We start from the raw sequence: 19766 nt of genomic DNA on the forward strand, positions 1-19766 counted from the left end.
TTTTCGCGGCCCGTCAGACGCCGCGCAGACGGGTGCGCAGCGCGCTGATCATGTCGGCGACCGCGGCCGCGCAACCGCCCCCGATCGGGAACATGTTGGCGAAGCCGTGGATCAGCGCACCGGCCTGCCGCAGGTCGACGGCCACCCCGGCGGCGCGCAGTGCCTCGGCGTAGGCCACGCCCTCGTCGCGCAGTGGGTCGAAGCCGCCGGTCAGCACCAGTGCAGGCGCGAGCCCGGACAGGTCGTCGGCCAGCAGCGGTGACACGACCGGATCGGTGATCTGCACCGACGCACCGGTGACGTACTTGTCGGCGAACCACTCGATGTCGGCCTTCGTCAGGAAGTAGCCGGAGGCGAACAGGGTCTGCGACCGGGTCTCGCCGCTGGGGTTGGTCCACGGGTAGATGAGCAGTTGCAGCGCCGGTTGCGGCACTCCTTCGGCGCGGGCGCGCTGGGCGACGACGGCGGCGATGTTGCCGCCGGCGCTGTCCCCGCCGACCGCGACGCGGTCCGGGTCGGCACCGAGTTCGGCGGCGTGCTCGCGCGCCCAGCGGTAGGCGGCGAACCCGTCGTCGGCGGCGGCGGGCGCCTTGTGCTCGGGGGCCAGCCGGTAGTCGACCGACAGCACGTGCACCCCGGCGTCGCGGCAGATCAGCCGGCACAGGTCGTCGTGGCTGTCGAGGTCGCCGATCACGAAGCCGCCGCCGTGGAAGAACACCAGCAGCGGGGCGGCCGTGTCGGCGGTGGATGTGGGCGGAACGTAGTGGCGGGCCGGGATCTCACCGTCCCCGCCGGTCACGGTGAGATCTCTCACCGCGGCCACCGGGATCGCCTGCCGGAACCCGCCGGACAGGTCGCGCAGCTGCGCCCGCGCCGCCGCCACGTTGTTGGTGCCACCGTCGATCCCGACCAGCTTCTGCCCGGCGAGCATCAGCTGCACCGTGGTGTCGAGGGTGTTGCCGTCCACCGTCACCGTGCGGCCCGCCAGCAGCAGGCGTTTCACCGGGTCGGGGATGCGCGGCAACGCGCGCAGGGTGACACCCGCCATCGCGGTGACGAGCGCCTCCTTGCGTCCCGGGCTGTACGCGCCGTCAGCTGGCAGACTCGCAGTCATGGCATCTCCCTTGATCACGCTGAATGACGGTAATGCGATCCCCCAGGTTGGACTCGGAGTTTGGCAGACGCCGCCGGAGGCCACCGAGCGCGCGGTTGCCACGGCGCTGGAGGCGGGCTACCGGCACATCGACACCGCCGCCGCCTACCAGAACGAACGCGAGGTCGGGCAGGCGCTGGCCAAGTCGGGTCTGCGCCGCGAGGACGTCTACATCACGACCAAGCTGTGGAACGCCGACCAGGGTTATGATAGCACGCTGGCCGCGTTCGACAAGAGCATGGAGCGGCTGGGCCTGGAGTATCTCGATCTGTATCTGGTGCACTGGCCGATGCCGAAGACCAACAAGTACGTCGACACCTTCAAGGCGTTCGCCTACCTGCGTGACCAGGGCCGGATCCGCTCGATCGGGGTGAGCAACTTCGAGCCCGAACACCTGCGCACGCTGATCGACGCCACCGGCGTCGTGCCCGCCGTCAACCAGATCGAGCTGCACCCGCTGCTTCAGCAGCAGGAGCTGCGTGAGGTACACGCCGAACTGGGCATCGCCACCGAGGCGTGGAGCCCGCTGGGGCAGGGATCGCTGCTGGCGAATCCGACCGTCACCTCAGTCGCGGAGGCGCACGGACGCACCCCGGCGCAGGTACTGATTAGGTGGCATATCCAACTCGGCAATATAGTCATCCCGAAATCGGTGACCCCCGAGCGGATTGTGAGCAACTTCGACGTGTTCGACTTCGAGTTGAGCGAGCAGGACATGGCGTCGATCTCGTCGCTCGGCGATGGCACTCGCCTGGGTCCCGACCCGAGAAATTTCGAGTTCACAGGGTAGGTGACATGACCTCCTCGTCCATTCCGACGGTCACGCTCAACGACGACAACACCATGCCGGTGCTCGGCATCGGCGTCGGCGAGCTGTCCGAGGCCGACGCCGAGCAGGCGGTGCTGGCGGCGCTGTCGGCCGGTTACCGACTGATCGACACCGCCGCCGCGTACGGCAACGAGGCCGCCGTCGGCCGCGCGGTACGCAAGTCCGGGGTGCCCCGCGAGGAGATCTTCGTCACCAGCAAGCTCGACGTCCGCGACCAGGGTTTCAAGAGTGCGCAGGACGCCTGCCGCAAGAGTGTCGAGGAACTCGGTCTCGGCTACGTCGACCTGTACCTGATCCACTGGCCCGCCGGTGAGCAGGGCAAGTACATCGACAGCTGGGGCGGGCTGATGAAGAACAAGGAGCTCGGCGACGCCAAGTCCATCGGGGTGTCCAACTTCCACGAGGAGCACCTGTCGAACGTCATCGACCTGTCGTTCTTCACCCCCGCGGTCAACCAGATCGAGCTGCACCCGCTGCTCAACCAGGCGCACCTGCGCGAGGTGAACAAGGGCTACGGGATCGTCACCCAGGCGTACAGCCCGCTGGGCGTGGGCCGGCTGCTGGACAACGAGACCGTCGTCTCGGTGGCCCAGGCGCACGGCAAGACCCCGGCGCAGGTGCTGATCAAGTGGAGCCTGCAGCTGGGCAACTCGGTCATCACCCGGTCGAGGTCGCCGGAGCACCTGGCGGCCAACCTCGAGGTGTTCGACTTCGAGCTCACCGACGACCAGATGGCCGCGCTCAACGGCCTGGACGACGGCACCCGGTACCGCCCGGACCCGGAGACGTACACCGGCTAGTTGTTCTTCACGGGTAGGTTGTGAACGCGTAGGCGCTCGATTGGTGTCATTCCGCCGATGCCGGTGTGGGGTCGGTGGTGATTGTAGTGATGCAGCCAGTGCTGGTAGGTTCCGGCGCGTTCGGCCTCAGAGCGGTAGGTCTGCGCATAGGCCCATTCGGTGGTCAGGGTGCGGTTGAATCGCTCGACTTTGCCGTTGGTCTGTGGCCGGTAGGGCCGGGTCCTCTTGTGGGTGATGTCGGGGCCGAGCGCTTCAGCGAAATTCTTTGACCGGTAACAGGATCCATTGTCGGTCAACACTCGTTTGACGGTGATGCCGTGGTCGGCGAAGAACGCGTTGGCGCGTTTCCAGAATCCCGCGGCGGTTTCTTTGCGTTCGTCGGTGAGGTCCTCGGAGTAGGCCAGCCGGGAGTGGTCATCAACGGCGTGGTGCAAGAACGTGTATCCCATGCCGCAGCGGTTGCGCCGGCCGGCTTGGCGACCCAGCTTGCGATGGCCGCCCCCGTCGGGGATGCGGCCCAGTTTCTTGACGTCGACATGGACCAAGTCGCCGGGAGCCGGGTGCTCATAGCGGCGGGGTTTGGGCCGGCGTACCGGTAACCCGGTGTTTTGGTCCAGGTGCCGCAGCAATGGCATCCGGTAGCGGCGCAGCACCGCCTCAACGGTCGAGCGTGGCAGGTGCAGGTAAGCGGCGATGCGATGTGGGCCCCAGCGCCGGGTGAAGCGCAGGTTGACGATGCGCCGCTCACGTCGTTTCGGCAACCGCAACGGACTGCGATGCGGCCGGCTGGGCCGGTCTACCATCGCTGCTTCGCCACCGTCGCGATAACGGTCGGCCCATTTCTTGGCTGTGGCCACCGAACATTGGAACCGCTCAGCCGCGCGCCGCAAACTCCAGCCCTGATCAACAACCGCCTGCGCAAGCCGCAACCGCCCACGAGGAGTCAACGAAGCATTAGCGTGGACCATGAGGACCTCTCGGTAATCGGATGTGCGTGTTTGGTAACCACACCGATACCGGAGGTCCTCACCTACTTCCGCTCACCACGCCGTTCACAACCTGTCTGGGAGTTACACCTAGATCCTCAGAGCAGAGTGGACCAGTAACTCCAGAACCGCACCAGGCACAACAGGATCACCGCGGTGAACCACAGCGCCACGATCGACCAGCGCCAGGTGTGCAGCCCGCGCAGCACGGCGTTGCCGCGCTGCGGCTGCACCGCGATCGTCGTCACCACGACCAGCAGCGGGATGGTCATCGACCACACCACCATGCAGTACAGGCACAGCGCGCCGATGGTGAACACGCTCTGGTAGATCAGCCAGTGCACGAACACCGTGCCCAGCAGCGTGCCGACCGCCAGCCCGGCCCAGTACCAGCGGGGCAGCTGAACCCGGGCCACCGCGAGCACCCCGGTCACCAGCACGACGGTGAACGACACGATGCCGATCAGCGAGTTCGGGAAACCGAACACGGCGGCCTGCGGGGTGACCATCACCGAACCGCAGGACAGCACCGGGTTGAGGCTGCACGTCGGCACGTAGGCCGGGTTCTTGAGCAGCTCGACCTTCTCGATGGTCAGCGCCAGCGCCGACGAGAGGCCCACCACGCCGGCGATCAGGACCCACAGCGCGCTCAGCCTCCCGACGTGCACCCCACCGTGCTCGGGGCTGTCCGGCTCGGCCGGGGACACCTCCCCTGGCGCGCTCACGCTCATGGAGCGGGAGCGGGAGCGGGCGCCGGGGTCGTCGGATCCGGATTCGGCGGCGGCGCACCGGCGTCGAGCACGGGCAGGTCACCGACGATGCTCCTGATCTCGTCGATCAGCGCGTCGGGGGTCGTCGGCTTGTAGTCCTTGCCGTTGATGCGGATGGTCGGGGTGGCCTTGACCTCGGTCGCCTTGGCCATGCCCTTGACCATGTCGTCGTAGCGGCCCTTCTCGATGCAGTTCGGGACGTCGCCGACGACGCCGGCCTGGCGCGCCACCTCGGTCAGCCGGGCCTCGTCCGGGAACGGGCCGACGCCCTCGGGCGGCTGCTGGGCGTACAGCGCGGCGTGGAAGCGGCGGAACGCCTCGGTGTCGGCTTCGGCCACGCAGTAGGCGGCGTTCGCGGCGCGGGTCGAGTACCCCTGGCCGGCCCGGTCCAGGATCGAGACCATGTAGTAGTCGGCCGCCACGGCGCCGCTGTCGATCAGCCGGTTGATCGTCGGGCCGAAGGCCTTCTCGAAGTTGCCGCACGCCGGGCACAGGAAGTCCTCGTAGAGCGACAGCACGGCCTTGGGCTCGCCGTCGTCACCGGTGATGACGTCGCTGGACGCCACCCGGATCGGCTTGGCCTCACCCTCGCCGGGCTTGTCCTCCTTGGTCATGACGATGTAGAGCACCAGCGCGACGGCGAAGATCACGACGATCGCGGTCAACCCGATCTGTACGGCCAGATTGCGTTTCTTGTCGGCCGCCTTCAGGTCGTACTTCGGGGTCTTCTTCGGTTTCGAGGCCACGGGGACAAGCGTACCGGCGGCGTTTTCGCGGCCCGTCAGACGCCGCGCAGACGGGTGCGCAGCGCGCTGATCATGTCGGCGACCGCGGCCGCGCAACCGCCCCCGATCGGGAACATGTTGGCGAAGCCGTGGATCAGCGCACCGGCCTGCCGCAGGTCGACGGCCACCCCGGCGGCGCGCAGTGCCTCGGCGTAGGCCACGCCCTCGTCGCGCAGTGGGTCGAAGCCGCCGGTCAGCACCAGTGCAGGCGCGAGCCCGGACAGGTCGTCGGCCAGCAGCGGTGACACGACCGGATCGGTGATCTGCACCGACGCACCGGTGACGTACTTGTCGGCGAACCACTCGATGTCGGCCTTCGTCAGGAAGTAGCCGGAGGCGAACAGGGTCTGCGACCGGGTCTCGCCGCTGGGGTTGGTCCACGGGTAGATGAGCAGTTGCAGCGCCGGTTGCGGCACTCCTTCGGCGCGGGCGCGCTGGGCGACGACGGCGGCGATGTTGCCGCCGGCGCTGTCCCCGCCGACCGCGACGCGGTCCGGGTCGGCACCGAGTTCGGCGGCGTGCTCGCGCGCCCAGCGGTAGGCGGCGAACCCGTCGTCGGCGGCGGCGGGCGCCTTGTGCTCGGGGGCCAGCCGGTAGTCGACCGACAGCACGTGCACCCCGGCGTCGCGGCAGATCAGCCGGCACAGGTCGTCGTGGCTGTCGAGGTCGCCGATCACGAAGCCGCCGCCGTGGAAGAACACCAGCAGCGGGGCGGCCGTGTCGGCGGTGGATGTGGGCGGAACGTAGTGGCGGGCCGGGATCTCACCGTCCCCGCCGGTCACGGTGAGATCTCTCACCGCGGCCACCGGGATCGCCTGCCGGAACCCGCCGGACAGGTCGCGCAGCTGCGCCCGCGCCGCCGCCACGTTGTTGGTGCCACCGTCGATCCCGACCAGCTTCTGCCCGGCGAGCATCAGCTGCACCGTGGTGTCGAGGGTGTTGCCGTCCACCGTCACCGTGCGGCCCGCCAGCAGCAGGCGTTTCACCGGGTCGGGGATGCGCGGCAACGCGCGCAGGGTGACACCCGCCATCGCGGTGACGAGCGCCTCCTTGCGTCCCGGGCTGTACGCGCCGTCAGCTGGCAGACTCGCAGTCATGGCATCTCCCTTGATCACGCTGAATGACGGTAATGCGATCCCCCAGGTTGGACTCGGAGTTTGGCAGACGCCGCCGGAGGCCACCGAGCGCGCGGTTGCCACGGCGCTGGAGGCGGGCTACCGGCACATCGACACCGCCGCCGCCTACCAGAACGAACGCGAGGTCGGGCAGGCGCTGGCCAAGTCGGGTCTGCGCCGCGAGGACGTCTACATCACGACCAAGCTGTGGAACGCCGACCAGGGTTATGATAGCACGCTGGCCGCGTTCGACAAGAGCATGGAGCGGCTGGGCCTGGAGTATCTCGATCTGTATCTGGTGCACTGGCCGATGCCGAAGACCAACAAGTACGTCGACACCTTCAAGGCGTTCGCCTACCTGCGTGACCAGGGCCGGATCCGCTCGATCGGGGTGAGCAACTTCGAGCCCGAACACCTGCGCACGCTGATCGACGCCACCGGCGTCGTGCCCGCCGTCAACCAGATCGAGCTGCACCCGCTGCTTCAGCAGCAGGAGCTGCGTGAGGTACACGCCGAACTGGGCATCGCCACCGAGGCGTGGAGCCCGCTGGGGCAGGGATCGCTGCTGGCGAATCCGACCGTCACCTCAGTCGCGGAGGCGCACGGACGCACCCCGGCGCAGGTACTGATTAGGTGGCATATCCAACTCGGCAATATAGTCATCCCGAAATCGGTGACCCCCGAGCGGATTGTGAGCAACTTCGACGTGTTCGACTTCGAGTTGAGCGAGCAGGACATGGCGTCGATCTCGTCGCTCGGCGATGGCACTCGCCTGGGTCCCGACCCGAGAAATTTCGAGTTCACAGGGTAGGTGACATGACCTCCTCGTCCATTCCGACGGTCACGCTCAACGACGACAACACCATGCCGGTGCTCGGCATCGGCGTCGGCGAGCTGTCCGAGGCCGACGCCGAGCAGGCGGTGCTGGCGGCGCTGTCGGCCGGTTACCGACTGATCGACACCGCCGCCGCGTACGGCAACGAGGCCGCCGTCGGCCGCGCGGTACGCAAGTCCGGGGTGCCCCGCGAGGAGATCTTCGTCACCAGCAAGCTCGACGTCCGCGACCAGGGTTTCAAGAGTGCGCAGGACGCCTGCCGCAAGAGTGTCGAGGAACTCGGTCTCGGCTACGTCGACCTGTACCTGATCCACTGGCCCGCCGGTGAGCAGGGCAAGTACATCGACAGCTGGGGCGGGCTGATGAAGAACAAGGAGCTCGGCGACGCCAAGTCCATCGGGGTGTCCAACTTCCACGAGGAGCACCTGTCGAACGTCATCGACCTGTCGTTCTTCACCCCCGCGGTCAACCAGATCGAGCTGCACCCGCTGCTCAACCAGGCGCACCTGCGCGAGGTGAACAAGGGCTACGGGATCGTCACCCAGGCGTACAGCCCGCTGGGCGTGGGCCGGCTGCTGGACAACGAGACCGTCGTCTCGGTGGCCCAGGCGCACGGCAAGACCCCGGCGCAGGTGCTGATCAAGTGGAGCCTGCAGCTGGGCAACTCGGTCATCACCCGGTCGAGGTCGCCGGAGCACCTGGCGGCCAACCTCGAGGTGTTCGACTTCGAGCTCACCGACGACCAGATGGCCGCGCTCAACGGCCTGGACGACGGCACCCGGTACCGCCCGGACCCGGAGACGTACACCGGCTAGTTGTTCTTCACGGGTAGGTTGTGAACGCGTAGGCGCTCGATTGGTGTCATTCCGCCGATGCCGGTGTGGGGTCGGTGGTGATTGTAGTGATGCAGCCAGTGCTGGTAGGTTCCGGCGCGTTCGGCCTCAGAGCGGTAGGTCTGCGCATAGGCCCATTCGGTGGTCAGGGTGCGGTTGAATCGCTCGACTTTGCCGTTGGTCTGTGGCCGGTAGGGCCGGGTCCTCTTGTGGGTGATGTCGGGGCCGAGCGCTTCAGCGAAATTCTTTGACCGGTAACAGGATCCATTGTCGGTCAACACTCGTTTGACGGTGATGCCGTGGTCGGCGAAGAACGCGTTGGCGCGTTTCCAGAATCCCGCGGCGGTTTCTTTGCGTTCGTCGGTGAGGTCCTCGGAGTAGGCCAGCCGGGAGTGGTCATCAACGGCGTGGTGCAAGAACGTGTATCCCATGCCGCAGCGGTTGCGCCGGCCGGCTTGGCGACCCAGCTTGCGATGGCCGCCCCCGTCGGGGATGCGGCCCAGTTTCTTGACGTCGACATGGACCAAGTCGCCGGGAGCCGGGTGCTCATAGCGGCGGGGTTTGGGCCGGCGTACCGGTAACCCGGTGTTTTGGTCCAGGTGCCGCAGCAATGGCATCCGGTAGCGGCGCAGCACCGCCTCAACGGTCGAGCGTGGCAGGTGCAGGTAAGCGGCGATGCGATGTGGGCCCCAGCGCCGGGTGAAGCGCAGGTTGACGATGCGCCGCTCACGTCGTTTCGGCAACCGCAACGGACTGCGATGCGGCCGGCTGGGCCGGTCTACCATCGCTGCTTCGCCACCGTCGCGATAACGGTCGGCCCATTTCTTGGCTGTGGCCACCGAACATTGGAACCGCTCAGCCGCGCGCCGCAAACTCCAGCCCTGATCAACAACCGCCTGCGCAAGCCGCAACCGCCCACGAGGAGTCAACGAAGCATTAGCGTGGACCATGAGGACCTCTCGGTAATCGGATGTGCGTGTTTGGTAACCACACCGATACCGGAGGTCCTCACCTACTTCCGCTCACCACGCCGTTCACAACCTGTCTGGGAGTTACACCTAGATCCTCAGAGCAGAGTGGACCAGTAACTCCAGAACCGCACCAGGCACAACAGGATCACCGCGGTGAACCACAGCGCCACGATCGACCAGCGCCAGGTGTGCAGCCCGCGCAGCACGGCGTTGCCGCGCTGCGGCTGCACCGCGATCGTCGTCACCACGACCAGCAGCGGGATGGTCATCGACCACACCACCATGCAGTACAGGCACAGCGCGCCGATGGTGAACACGCTCTGGTAGATCAGCCAGTGCACGAACACCGTGCCCAGCAGCGTGCCGACCGCCAGCCCGGCCCAGTACCAGCGGGGCAGCTGAACCCGGGCCACCGCGAGCACCCCGGTCACCAGCACGACGGTGAACGACACGATGCCGATCAGCGAGTTCGGGAAACCGAACACGGCGGCCTGCGGGGTGACCATCACCGAACCGCAGGACAGCACCGGGTTGAGGCTGCACGTCGGCACGTAGGCCGGGTTCTTGAGCAGCTCGACCTTCTCGATGGTCAGCGCCAGCGCCGACGAGAGGCCCACCACGCCGGCGATCAGGACCCACAGCGCGCTCAGCCTCCCGACGTGCACCCCACCGTGCTCGGGGCTGTCCGGCTCGGCCGGGGACACCTCCCCTGGCGCGCTCACGCTCATGGAGCGGGAGCGGGAGCGGGCGCCGGGGTCGTCGGATCCGGATTCGGCGGCGGCGCACCGGCGTCGAGCACGGGCAGGTCACCGACGATGCTCCTGATCTCGTCGATCAGCGCGTCGGGGGTCGTCGGCTTGTAGTCCTTGCCGTTGATGCGGATGGTCGGGGTGGCCTTGACCTCGGTCGCCTTGGCCATGCCCTTGACCATGTCGTCGTAGCGGCCCTTCTCGATGCAGTTCGGGACGTCGCCGACGACGCCGGCCTGGCGCGCCACCTCGGTCAGCCGGGCCTCGTCCGGGAACGGGCCGACGCCCTCGGGCGGCTGCTGGGCGTACAGCGCGGCGTGGAAGCGGCGGAACGCCTCGGTGTCGGCTTCGGCCACGCAGTAGGCGGCGTTCGCGGCGCGGGTCGAGTACCCCTGGCCGGCCCGGTCCAGGATCGAGACCATGTAGTAGTCGGCCGCCACGGCGCCGCTGTCGATCAGCCGGTTGATCGTCGGGCCGAAGGCCTTCTCGAAGTTGCCGCACGCCGGGCACAGGAAGTCCTCGTAGAGCGACAGCACGGCCTTGGGCTCGCCGTCGTCACCGGTGATGACGTCGCTGGACGCCACCCGGATCGGCTTGGCCTCACCCTCGCCGGGCTTGTCCTCCTTGGTCATGACGATGTAGAGCACCAGCGCGACGGCGAAGATCACGACGATCGCGGTCAACCCGATCTGTACGGCCAGATTGCGTTTCTTGTCGGCCGCCTTCAGGTCGTACTTCGGGGTCTTCTTCGGTTTCGAGGCCACGGGGACAAGCGTACCGGCGGCGTTTTCGCGGCCCGTCAGACGCCGCGCAGACGGGTGCGCAGCGCGCTGATCATGTCGGCGACCGCGGCCGCGCAACCGCCCCCGATCGGGAACATGTTGGCGAAGCCGTGGATCAGCGCACCGGCCTGCCGCAGGTCGACGGCCACCCCGGCGGCGCGCAGTGCCTCGGCGTAGGCCACGCCCTCGTCGCGCAGTGGGTCGAAGCCGCCGGTCAGCACCAGTGCAGGCGCGAGCCCGGACAGGTCGTCGGCCAGCAGCGGTGACACGACCGGATCGGTGATCTGCACCGACGCACCGGTGACGTACTTGTCGGCGAACCACTCGATGTCGGCCTTCGTCAGGAAGTAGCCGGAGGCGAACAGGGTCTGCGACCGGGTCTCGCCGCTGGGGTTGGTCCACGGGTAGATGAGCAGTTGCAGCGCCGGTTGCGGCACTCCTTCGGCGCGGGCGCGCTGGGCGACGACGGCGGCGATGTTGCCGCCGGCGCTGTCCCCGCCGACCGCGACGCGGTCCGGGTCGGCACCGAGTTCGGCGGCGTGCTCGCGCGCCCAGCGGTAGGCGGCGAACCCGTCGTCGGCGGCGGCGGGCGCCTTGTGCTCGGGGGCCAGCCGGTAGTCGACCGACAGCACGTGCACCCCGGCGTCGCGGCAGATCAGCCGGCACAGGTCGTCGTGGCTGTCGAGGTCGCCGATCACGAAGCCGCCGCCGTGGAAGAACACCAGCAGCGGGGCGGCCGTGTCGGCGGTGGATGTGGGCGGAACGTAGTGGCGGGCCGGGATCTCACCGTCCCCGCCGGTCACGGTGAGATCTCTCACCGCGGCCACCGGGATCGCCTGCCGGAACCCGCCGGACAGGTCGCGCAGCTGCGCCCGCGCCGCCGCCACGTTGTTGGTGCCACCGTCGATCCCGACCAGCTTCTGCCCGGCGAGCATCAGCTGCACCGTGGTGTCGAGGGTGTTGCCGTCCACCGTCACCGTGCGGCCCGCCAGCAGCAGGCGTTTCACCGGGTCGGGGATGCGCGGCAACGCGCGCAGGGTGACACCCGCCATCGCGGTGACGAGCGCCTCCTTGCGTCCCGGGCTGTACGCGCCGTCAGCTGGCAGACTCGCAGTCATGGCATCTCCCTTGATCACGCTGAATGACGGTAATGCGATCCCCCAGGTTGGACTCGGAGTTTGGCAGACGCCGCCGGAGGCCACCGAGCGCGCGGTTGCCACGGCGCTGGAGGCGGGCTACCGGCACATCGACACCGCCGCCGCCTACCAGAACGAACGCGAGGTCGGGCAGGCGCTGGCCAAGTCGGGTCTGCGCCGCGAGGACGTCTACATCACGACCAAGCTGTGGAACGCCGACCAGGGTTATGATAGCACGCTGGCCGCGTTCGACAAGAGCATGGAGCGGCTGGGCCTGGAGTATCTCGATCTGTATCTGGTGCACTGGCCGATGCCGAAGACCAACAAGTACGTCGACACCTTCAAGGCGTTCGCCTACCTGCGTGACCAGGGCCGGATCCGCTCGATCGGGGTGAGCAACTTCGAGCCCGAACACCTGCGCACGCTGATCGACGCCACCGGCGTCGTGCCCGCCGTCAACCAGATCGAGCTGCACCCGCTGCTTCAGCAGCAGGAGCTGCGTGAGGTACACGCCGAACTGGGCATCGCCACCGAGGCGTGGAGCCCGCTGGGGCAGGGATCGCTGCTGGCGAATCCGACCGTCACCTCAGTCGCGGAGGCGCACGGACGCACCCCGGCGCAGGTACTGATTAGGTGGCATATCCAACTCGGCAATATAGTCATCCCGAAATCGGTGACCCCCGAGCGGATTGTGAGCAACTTCGACGTGTTCGACTTCGAGTTGAGCGAGCAGGACATGGCGTCGATCTCGTCGCTCGGCGATGGCACTCGCCTGGGTCCCGACCCGAGAAATTTCGAGTTCACAGGGTAGGTGACATGACCTCCTCGTCCATTCCGACGGTCACGCTCAACGACGACAACACCATGCCGGTGCTCGGCATCGGCGTCGGCGAGCTGTCCGAGGCCGACGCCGAGCAGGCGGTGCTGGCGGCGCTGTCGGCCGGTTACCGACTGATCGACACCGCCGCCGCGTACGGCAACGAGGCCGCCGTCGGCCGCGCGGTACGCAAGTCCGGGGTGCCCCGCGAGGAGATCTTCGTCACCAGCAAGCTCGACGTCCGCGACCAGGGTTTCAAGAGTGCGCAGGACGCCTGCCGCAAGAGTGTCGAGGAACTCGGTCTCGGCTACGTCGACCTGTACCTGATCCACTGGCCCGCCGGTGAGCAGGGCAAGTACATCGACAGCTGGGGCGGGCTGATGAAGAACAAGGAGCTCGGCGACGCCAAGTCCATCGGGGTGTCCAACTTCCACGAGGAGCACCTGTCGAACGTCATCGACCTGTCGTTCTTCACCCCCGCGGTCAACCAGATCGAGCTGCACCCGCTGCTCAACCAGGCGCACCTGCGCGAGGTGAACAAGGGCTACGGGATCGTCACCCAGGCGTACAGCCCGCTGGGCGTGGGCCGGCTGCTGGACAACGAGACCGTCGTCTCGGTGGCCCAGGCGCACGGCAAGACCCCGGCGCAGGTGCTGATCAAGTGGAGCCTGCAGCTGGGCAACTCGGTCATCACCCGGTCGAGGTCGCCGGAGCACCTGGCGGCCAACCTCGAGGTGTTCGACTTCGAGCTCACCGACGACCAGATGGCCGCGCTCAACGGCCTGGACGACGGCACCCGGTACCGCCCGGACCCGGAGACGTACACCGGCTAGTTGTTCTTCACGGGTAGGTTGTGAACGCGTAGGCGCTCGATTGGTGTCATTCCGCCGATGCCGGTGTGGGGTCGGTGGTGATTGTAGTGATGCAGCCAGTGCTGGTAGGTTCCGGCGCGTTCGGCCTCAGAGCGGTAGGTCTGCGCATAGGCCCATTCGGTGGTCAGGGTGCGGTTGAATCGCTCGACTTTGCCGTTGGTCTGTGGCCGGTAGGGCCGGGTCCTCTTGTGGGTGATGTCGGGGCCGAGCGCTTCAGCGAAATTCTTTGACCGGTAACAGGATCCATTGTCGGTCAACACTCGTTTGACGGTGATGCCGTGGTCGGCGAAGAACGCGTTGGCGCGTTTCCAGAATCCCGCGGCGGTTTCTTTGCGTTCGTCGGTGAGGTCCTCGGAGTAGGCCAGCCGGGAGTGGTCATCAACGGCGTGGTGCAAGAACGTGTATCCCATGCCGCAGCGGTTGCGCCGGCCGGCTTGGCGACCCAGCTTGCGATGGCCGCCCCCGTCGGGGATGCGGCCCAGTTTCTTGACGTCGACATGGACCAAGTCGCCGGGAGCCGGGTGCTCATAGCGGCGGGGTTTGGGCCGGCGTACCGGTAACCCGGTGTTTTGGTCCAGGTGCCGCAGCAATGGCATCCGGTAGCGGCGCAGCACCGCCTCAACGGTCGAGCGTGGCAGGTGCAGGTAAGCGGCGATGCGATGTGGGCCCCAGCGCCGGGTGAAGCGCAGGTTGACGATGCGCCGCTCACGTCGTTTCGGCAACCGCAACGGACTGCGATGCGGCCGGCTGGGCCGGTCTACCATCGCTGCTTCGCCACCGTCGCGATAACGGTCGGCCCATTTCTTGGCTGTGGCCACCGAACATTGGAACCGCTCAGCCGCGCGCCGCAAACTCCAGCCCTGATCAACAACCGCCTGCGCAAGCCGCAACCGCCCACGAGGAGTCAACGAAGCATTAGCGTGGACCATGAGGACCTCTCGGTAATCGGATGTGCGTGTTTGGTAACCACACCGATACCGGAGGTCCTCACCTACTTCCGCTCACCACGCCGTTCACAACCTGTCTGGGAGTTACACCTAGATCCTCAGAGCAGAGTGGACCAGTAACTCCAGAACCGCACCAGGCACAACAGGATCACCGCGGTGAACCACAGCGCCACGATCGACCAGCGCCAGGTGTGCAGCCCGCGCAGCACGGCGTTGCCGCGCTGCGGCTGCACCGCGATCGTCGTCACCACGACCAGCAGCGGGATGGTCATCGACCACACCACCATGCAGTACAGGCACAGCGCGCCGATGGTGAACACGCTCTGGTAGATCAGCCAGTGCACGAACACCGTGCCCAGCAGCGTGCCGACCGCCAGCCCGGCCCAGTACCAGCGGGGCAGCTGAACCCGGGCCACCGCGAGCACCCCGGTCACCAGCACGACGGTGAACGACACGATGCCGATCAGCGAGTTCGGGAAACCGAACACGGCGGCCTGCGGGGTGACCATCACCGAACCGCAGGACAGCACCGGGTTGAGGCTGCACGTCGGCACGTAGGCCGGGTTCTTGAGCAGCTCGACCTTCTCGATGGTCAGCGCCAGCGCCGACGAGAGGCCCACCACGCCGGCGATCAGGACCCACAGCGCGCTCAGCCTCCCGACGTGCACCCCACCGTGCTCGGGGCTGTCCGGCTCGGCCGGGGACACCTCCCCTGGCGCGCTCACGCTCATGGAGCGGGAGCGGGAGCGGGCGCCGGGGTCGTCGGATCCGGATTCGGCGGCGGCGCACCGGCGTCGAGCACGGGCAGGTCACCGACGATGCTCCTGATCTCGTCGATCAGCGCGTCGGGGGTCGTCGGCTTGTAGTCCTTGCCGTTGATGCGGATGGTCGGGGTGGCCTTGACCTCGGTCGCCTTGGCCATGCCCTTGACCATGTCGTCGTAGCGGCCCTTCTCGATGCAGTTCGGGACGTCGCCGACGACGCCGGCCTGGCGCGCCACCTCGGTCAGCCGGGCCTCGTCCGGGAACGGGCCGACGCCCTCGGGCGGCTGCTGGGCGTACAGCGCGGCGTGGAAGCGGCGGAACGCCTCGGTGTCGGCTTCGGCCACGCAGTAGGCGGCGTTCGCGGCGCGGGTCGAGTACCCCTGGCCGGCCCGGTCCAGGATCGAGACCATGTAGTAGTCGGCCGCCACGGCGCCGCTGTCGATCAGCCGGTTGATCGTCGGGCCGAAGGCCTTCTCGAAGTTGCCGCACGCCGGGCACAGGAAGTCCTCGTAGAGCGACAGCACGGCCTTGGGCTCGCCGTCGTCACCGGTGATGACGTCGCTGGACGCCACCCGGATCGGCTTGGCCTCACCCTCGCCGGGCTTGTCCTCCTTGGTCATGACGATGTAGAGCACCAGCGCGACGGCGAAGATCACGACGATCGCGGTCAACCCGATCTGTACGGCCAGATTGCGTTTCTTGTCGGCCGCCTTCAGGTCGTACTTCGGGGTCTTCTTCGGTTTCGAGGCCACGGGGACAAGCGTACCGGCGGCGTTTTCGCGGCCCGTCAGACGCCGCGCAGACGGGTGCGCAGCGCGCTGATCATGTCGGCGACCGCGGCCGCGCAACCGCCCCCGATCGGGAACATGTTGGCGAAGCCGTGGATCAGCGCACCGGCCTGCCGCAGGTCGACGGCCACCCCGGCGGCGCGCAGTGCCTCGGCGTAGGCCACGCCCTCGTCGCGCAGTGGGTCGAAGCCGCCGGTCAGCACCAGTGCAGGCGCGAGCCCGGACAGGTCGTCGGCCAGCAGCGGTGACACGACCGGATCGGTGATCTGCACCGACGCACCGGTGACGTACTTGTCGGCGAACCACTCGATGTCGGCCTTCGTCAGGAAGTAGCCGGAGGCGAACAGGGTCTGCGACCGGGTCTCGCCGCTGGGGTTGGTCCACGGGTAGATGAGCAGTTGCAGCGCCGGTTGCGGCACTCCTTCGGCGCGGGCGCGCTGGGCGACGACGGCGGCGATGTTGCCGCCGGCGCTGTCCCCGCCGACCGCGACGCGGTCCGGGTCGGCACCGAGTTCGGCGGCGTGCTCGCGCGCCCAGCGGTAGGCGGCGAACCCGTCGTCGGCGGCGGCGGGCGCCTTGTGCTCGGGGGCCAGCCGGTAGTCGACCGACAGCACGTGCACCCCGGCGTCGCGGCAGATCAGCCGGCACAGGTCGTCGTGGCTGTCGAGGTCGCCGATCACGAAGCCGCCGCCGTGGAAGAACACCAGCAGCGGGGCGGCCGTGTCGGCGGTGGATGTGGGCGGAACGTAGTGGCGGGCCGGGATCTCACCGTCCCCGCCGGTCACGGTGAGATCTTCGACCGCGGCCACCGGGATCGCCTGCCGGAACCCGCCGGACAGGTCGCGCAGCTGCGCCCGCGCCGCCGCCACGTTGTTGGTGCCACCGTCGATCCCGACCAGCTTCTGCCCGGCGAGCATCAGCTGCACCGTGGTGTCGAGGGTGTTGCCGTCCACCGTCACCGTGCGGCCCGCCAGCAGCAGGCGTTTCACCGGGTCGGGGATGCGCGGCAACGCGCGCAGGGTGACACCCGCCATCGCGGTGACGAGCGCCTCCTTGCGTCCCGGGCTGTACGCGCCGTCAGCTGGCAGACTCGCAGTCATGGCATCTCCCTTGATCACGCTGAATGACGGTAATGCGATCCCCCAGGTTGGACTCGGAGTTTGGCAGACGCCGCCGGAGGCCACCGAGCGCGCGGTTGCCACGGCGCTGGAGGCGGGCTACCGGCACATCGACACCGCCGCCGCCTACCAGAACGAACGCGAGGTCGGGCAGGCGCTGGCCAAGTCGGGTCTGCGCCGCGAGGACGTCTACATCACGACCAAGCTGTGGAACGCCGACCAGGGTTATGATAGCACGCTGGCCGCGTTCGACAAGAGCATGGAGCGGCTGGGCCTGGAGTATCTCGATCTGTATCTGGTGCACTGGCCGATGCCGAAGACCAACAAGTACGTCGACACCTTCAAGGCGTTCGCCTACCTGCGTGACCAGGGCCGGATCCGCTCGATCGGGGTGAGCAACTTCGAGCCCGAACACCTGCGCACGCTGATCGACGCCACCGGCGTCGTGCCCGCCGTCAACCAGATCGAGCTGCACCCGCTGCTTCAGCAGCAGGAGCTGCGTGAGGTACACGCCGAACTGGGCATCGCCACCGAGGCGTGGAGCCCGCTGGGGCAGGGATCGCTGCTGGCGAATCCGACCGTCACCTCAGTCGCGGAGGCGCACGGACGCACCCCGGCGCAGGTACTGATTAGGTGGCATATCCAACTCGGCAATATAGTCATCCCGAAATCGGTGACCCCCGAGCGGATTGTGAGCAACTTCGACGTGTTCGACTTCGAGTTGAGCGAGCAGGACATGGCGTCGATCTCGTCGCTCGGCGATGGCACTCGCCTGGGTCCCGACCCGAGAAATTTCGAGTTCACAGGGTAGGTGACATGACCTCCTCGTCCATTCCGACGGTCACGCTCAACGACGACAACACCATGCCGGTGCTCGGCATCGGCGTCGGCGAGCTGTCCGAGGCCGACGCCGAGCAGGCGGTGCTGGCGGCGCTGTCGGCCGGTTACCGACTGATCGACACCGCCGCCGCGTACGGCAACGAGGCCGCCGTCGGCCGCGCGGTACGCAAGTCCGGGGTGCCCCGCGAGGAGATCTTCGTCACCAGCAAGCTCGACGTCCGCGACCAGGGTTTCAAGAGTGCGCAGGACGCCTGCCGCAAGAGTGTCGAGGAACTCGGTCTCGGCTACGTCGACCTGTACCTGATCCACTGGCCCGCCGGTGAGCAGGGCAAGTACATCGACAGCTGGGGCGGGCTGATGAAGAACAAGGAGCTCGGCGACGCCAAGTCCATCGGGGTGTCCAACTTCCACGAGGAGCACCTGTCGAACGTCATCGACCTGTCGTTCTTCACCCCCGCGGTCAACCAGATCGAGCTGCACCCGCTGCTCAACCAGGCGCACCTGCGCGAGGTGAACAAGGGCTACGGGATCGTCACCCAGGCGTACAGCCCGCTGGGCGTGGGCCGGCTGCTGGACAACGAGACCGTCGTCTCGGTGGCCCAGGCGCACGGCAAGACCCCGGCGCAGGTGCTGATCAAGTGGAGCCTGCAGCTGGGCAACTCGGTCATCACCCGGTCGAGGTCGCCGGAGCACCTGGCGGCCAACCTCGAGGTGTTCGACTTCGAGCTCACCGACGACCAGATGGCCGCGCTCAACGGCCTGGACGACGGCACCCGGTACCGCCCGGACCCGGAGACGTACACCGGCTAGTTGTTCTTCACGGGTAGGTTGTGAACGCGTAGGCGCTCGATTGGTGTCATTCCGCCGATGCCGGTGTGGGGTCGGTGGTGATTGTAGTGATGCAGCCAGTGCTGGTAGGTTCCGGCGCGTTCGGCCTCAGAGCGGTAGGTCTGCGCATAGGCCCATTCGGTGGTCAGGGTGCGGTTGAATCGCTCGACTTTGCCGTTGGTCTGTGGCCGGTAGGGCCGGGTCCTCTTGTGGGTGATGTCGGGGCCGAGCGCTTCAGCGAAATTCTTTGACCGGTAACAGGATCCATTGTCGGTCAACACTCGTTTGACGGTGATGCCGTGGTCGGCGAAGAACGCGTTGGCGCGTTTCCAGAATCCCGCGGCGGTTTCTTTGCGTTCGTCGGTGAGGTCCTCGGAGTAGGCCAGCCGGGAGTGGTCATCAACGGCGTGGTGCAAGAACGTGTATCCCATGCCGCAGCGGTTGCGCCGGCCGGCTTGGCGACCCAGCTTGCGATGGCCGCCCCCGTCGGGGATGCGGCCCAGTTTCTTGACGTCGACATGGACCAAGTCGCCGGGAGCCGGGTGCTCATAGCGGCGGGGTTTGGGCCGGCGTACCGGTAACCCGGTGTTTTGGTCCAGGTGCCGCAGCAATGGCATCCGGTAGCGGCGCAGCACCGCCTCAACGGTCGAGCGTGGCAGGTGCAGGTAAGCGGCGATGCGATGTGGGCCCCAGCGCCGGGTGAAGCGCAGGTTGACGATGCGCCGCTCACGTCGTTTCGGCAACCGCAACGGACTGCGATGCGGCCGGCTGGGCCGGTCTACCATCGCTGCTTCGCCACCGTCGCGATAACGGTCGGCCCATTTCTTGGCTGTGGCCACCGAACATTGGAACCGCTCAGCCGCGCGCCGCAAACTCCAGCCCTGATCAACAACCGCCTGCGCAAGCCGCAACCGCCCACGAGGAGTCAACGAAGCATTAGCGTGGACCATGAGGACCTCTCGGTAATCGGATGTGCGTGTTTGGTAACCACACCGATACCGGAGGTCCTCACCTACTTCCGCTCACCACGCCGTTCACAACCTGTCTG

General features: G+C 67.5%; 22 protein-coding genes. 8 read left to right on the plus strand and 14 right to left on the minus strand.

Annotated elements, in window-relative coordinates:
* Positions 1-13: 13 nt before the first annotated feature.
* Positions 14-1114 (minus strand): alpha/beta hydrolase, encoded by a 1101-nt coding sequence (locus ACNQR1_RS36235; protein ID WP_047041146.1) that lies wholly within the window; start codon positions 1112-1114, stop codon positions 14-16.
* Between ACNQR1_RS36235 and ACNQR1_RS36240 the strand changes: the two genes are divergently transcribed.
* Together ACNQR1_RS36240 and ACNQR1_RS36245 are read left to right on the plus strand one after the other, a co-directional pair.
* Positions 1113-1943 carry an aldo/keto reductase gene (locus tag ACNQR1_RS36240; protein WP_040634844.1) on the plus strand — a complete coding sequence of 277 codons (831 nt, stop codon included), beginning with the start codon at positions 1113-1115 and terminating at the stop codon, positions 1941-1943. The genes ACNQR1_RS36235 and ACNQR1_RS36240 overlap by 2 nt on opposite strands.
* A gap of 5 nt (positions 1944-1948) precedes the next feature.
* The gene (locus tag ACNQR1_RS36245; protein WP_003889251.1) at positions 1949-2782 is read left to right on the plus strand and encodes an aldo/keto reductase; all 834 of its coding nucleotides are present in this window, start codon (positions 1949-1951) and stop codon (positions 2780-2782) included.
* Here the strand turns inward: ACNQR1_RS36245 and ACNQR1_RS36250 are convergent.
* The 4 genes from ACNQR1_RS36250 to ACNQR1_RS36265 form a co-directional block, all read right to left on the minus strand.
* Positions 2779-3750 carry an IS481 family transposase gene (locus ACNQR1_RS36250; RefSeq protein ID WP_047328144.1) on the minus strand — a complete coding sequence of 324 codons (972 nt, stop codon included), beginning with the start codon at positions 3748-3750 and terminating at the stop codon, positions 2779-2781. The two genes, ACNQR1_RS36245 and ACNQR1_RS36250, sit on opposite strands and share 4 nt — an antisense overlap.
* Before the next feature lie 116 nt (positions 3751-3866).
* The gene (locus ACNQR1_RS36255; RefSeq protein WP_003889255.1) at positions 3867-4499 is read right to left on the minus strand and encodes a vitamin K epoxide reductase family protein; all 633 of its coding nucleotides are present in this window, start codon (positions 4497-4499) and stop codon (positions 3867-3869) included.
* Positions 4496-5284 (minus strand): DsbA family protein, encoded by a 789-nt coding sequence (locus tag ACNQR1_RS36260; RefSeq protein WP_047041144.1) that lies wholly within the window; start codon positions 5282-5284, stop codon positions 4496-4498. Before ACNQR1_RS36260 ends, ACNQR1_RS36255 begins: the two co-directional genes overlap by 4 nt.
* Positions 5285-5319: 35 nt before the next feature.
* Positions 5320-6420, minus strand: coding sequence for an alpha/beta hydrolase (locus ACNQR1_RS36265; protein ID WP_047041146.1), 1101 nt, complete (start codon positions 6418-6420; stop codon positions 5320-5322).
* Between ACNQR1_RS36265 and ACNQR1_RS36270 the strand changes: the two genes are divergently transcribed.
* On the plus strand, positions 6419-7249 hold the full coding sequence (locus ACNQR1_RS36270) for an aldo/keto reductase (RefSeq protein WP_040634844.1): 831 nt from the start codon (positions 6419-6421) through the stop codon (positions 7247-7249). The genes ACNQR1_RS36265 and ACNQR1_RS36270 overlap by 2 nt on opposite strands.
* A 5-nt stretch (positions 7250-7254) precedes the next feature.
* Positions 7255-8088, plus strand: coding sequence for an aldo/keto reductase (locus ACNQR1_RS36275; protein WP_003889251.1), 834 nt, complete (start codon positions 7255-7257; stop codon positions 8086-8088).
* On the opposite strand, the gene ACNQR1_RS36280 is transcribed toward ACNQR1_RS36275, so the two are convergent.
* The 4 genes from ACNQR1_RS36280 to ACNQR1_RS36295 all read right to left on the minus strand — a co-directional run bounded on the left by ACNQR1_RS36280 (position 8085) and on the right by ACNQR1_RS36295 (position 11726).
* Positions 8085-9056, minus strand: a complete 972-nt coding sequence (locus ACNQR1_RS36280; protein WP_047328144.1) for an IS481 family transposase — start codon at positions 9054-9056, stop codon at positions 8085-8087. The genes ACNQR1_RS36275 and ACNQR1_RS36280 overlap by 4 nt on opposite strands.
* Positions 9057-9172: 116 nt before the next feature.
* Positions 9173-9805, minus strand: coding sequence for a vitamin K epoxide reductase family protein (locus ACNQR1_RS36285; RefSeq protein WP_003889255.1), 633 nt, complete (start codon positions 9803-9805; stop codon positions 9173-9175).
* Positions 9802-10590, minus strand: a complete 789-nt coding sequence (locus ACNQR1_RS36290) for a DsbA family protein (protein WP_047041144.1) — start codon at positions 10588-10590, stop codon at positions 9802-9804. The genes ACNQR1_RS36285 and ACNQR1_RS36290 overlap by 4 nt, the downstream gene beginning before the upstream one ends.
* Positions 10591-10625: 35 nt before the next feature.
* Complete coding sequence (locus ACNQR1_RS36295) at positions 10626-11726, minus strand: alpha/beta hydrolase (protein WP_047041146.1); 1101 nt, start codon at positions 11724-11726, stop codon at positions 10626-10628.
* Between ACNQR1_RS36295 and ACNQR1_RS36300 the strand changes: the two genes are divergently transcribed.
* Together ACNQR1_RS36300 and ACNQR1_RS36305 are read left to right on the plus strand one after the other, a co-directional pair.
* A complete protein-coding gene (locus ACNQR1_RS36300) occupies positions 11725-12555 on the plus strand; it encodes an aldo/keto reductase (protein WP_040634844.1) in 831 nt (276 codons plus the stop codon). The two genes, ACNQR1_RS36295 and ACNQR1_RS36300, sit on opposite strands and share 2 nt — an antisense overlap.
* Positions 12556-12560: 5 nt before the next feature.
* Complete coding sequence (locus tag ACNQR1_RS36305; RefSeq protein WP_003889251.1) at positions 12561-13394, plus strand: aldo/keto reductase; 834 nt, start codon at positions 12561-12563, stop codon at positions 13392-13394.
* On the opposite strand, the gene ACNQR1_RS36310 is transcribed toward ACNQR1_RS36305, so the two are convergent.
* The 4 genes from ACNQR1_RS36310 to ACNQR1_RS36325 form a co-directional block, all read right to left on the minus strand.
* Entirely contained in the window at positions 13391-14362 is a 972-nt protein-coding gene (locus ACNQR1_RS36310; protein ID WP_047328144.1) for an IS481 family transposase, read from the minus strand. The genes ACNQR1_RS36305 and ACNQR1_RS36310 overlap by 4 nt on opposite strands.
* A 116-nt stretch (positions 14363-14478) precedes the next feature.
* Positions 14479-15111: a vitamin K epoxide reductase family protein gene (locus ACNQR1_RS36315; RefSeq protein WP_003889255.1), complete on the minus strand. Its 633-nt coding sequence runs from the start codon at positions 15109-15111 to the stop codon at positions 14479-14481.
* Positions 15108-15896: a DsbA family protein gene (locus tag ACNQR1_RS36320; protein WP_047041144.1), complete on the minus strand. Its 789-nt coding sequence runs from the start codon at positions 15894-15896 to the stop codon at positions 15108-15110. The genes ACNQR1_RS36315 and ACNQR1_RS36320 overlap by 4 nt, the downstream gene beginning before the upstream one ends.
* A 35-nt stretch (positions 15897-15931) precedes the next feature.
* On the minus strand, positions 15932-17032 hold the full coding sequence (locus ACNQR1_RS36325) for an alpha/beta hydrolase fold domain-containing protein (RefSeq protein ID WP_418050216.1): 1101 nt from the start codon (positions 17030-17032) through the stop codon (positions 15932-15934).
* Here ACNQR1_RS36325 and ACNQR1_RS36330 point away from each other — a divergent pair.
* Entirely contained in the window at positions 17031-17861 is an 831-nt protein-coding gene (locus tag ACNQR1_RS36330) for an aldo/keto reductase (RefSeq protein ID WP_040634844.1), read from the plus strand. The two genes, ACNQR1_RS36325 and ACNQR1_RS36330, sit on opposite strands and share 2 nt — an antisense overlap.
* Before the next feature lie 5 nt (positions 17862-17866).
* On the plus strand, positions 17867-18700 hold the full coding sequence (locus ACNQR1_RS36335) for an aldo/keto reductase (protein ID WP_003889251.1): 834 nt from the start codon (positions 17867-17869) through the stop codon (positions 18698-18700).
* On the opposite strand, the gene ACNQR1_RS36340 is transcribed toward ACNQR1_RS36335, so the two are convergent.
* Complete coding sequence (locus ACNQR1_RS36340; protein ID WP_047328144.1) at positions 18697-19668, minus strand: IS481 family transposase; 972 nt, start codon at positions 19666-19668, stop codon at positions 18697-18699. The two genes, ACNQR1_RS36335 and ACNQR1_RS36340, sit on opposite strands and share 4 nt — an antisense overlap.
* Positions 19669-19766: the final 98 nt, after the last annotated feature.

The sequence above is a fragment of the Mycobacterium sp. 48b genome (assembly GCF_048282725.1).
In the GTDB taxonomy this organism is placed as follows: domain Bacteria; phylum Actinomycetota; class Actinomycetes; order Mycobacteriales; family Mycobacteriaceae; genus Mycobacterium.